The organism is Vibrio qingdaonensis (assembly GCF_026191675.1).
Lineage (GTDB): Bacteria > Pseudomonadota > Gammaproteobacteria > Enterobacterales > Vibrionaceae > Vibrio > Vibrio qingdaonensis.
This window is the reverse complement of the sequence record NZ_JAKRRY010000192.1, coordinates 1-292: the sequence shown is the minus strand read 5'-3', so window position 1 is coordinate 292 and position 292 is coordinate 1. Positions and strand designations below refer to the sequence as shown.

Genomic DNA, 292 nt, shown 5'->3' with positions numbered 1-292 from the left:
AAATAACGTAGCTCTAGCGCTATTTACTTTTCCAAGTCTAGCGGACTACGAGGCGTACCGTAATAAGTCACTAGCTGATAGTGAGTGTATTAAAGCATTTAAGTTTGCAGACGATACACGCTGTGTTTTAAGTGTAGAACGTAGTTTCTTTAGACCAGTGTTTAACTGATAGTACGCACCTAACAATCGCTTCAAGTTGATTCGTAACGCTTGGCGGTTTTGGTGTTAATTTTGGTTTGGGTGATTACGGTTTAAAATTCGGCTTCAGTGGTGCGTAACTCACAACTTAAGC

Annotated in this window: 1 protein-coding gene; it reads left to right on the top strand. The window is 40.4% G+C overall.

Annotated elements, in window-relative coordinates; translation table 11 throughout:
- Positions 1-169: NIPSNAP family protein (locus MD535_RS25970; RefSeq protein ID WP_265678149.1), on the top strand; the 169-nt coding region annotated here is incomplete at its 5' end.
- Positions 170-292 lie beyond the last annotated feature (123 nt).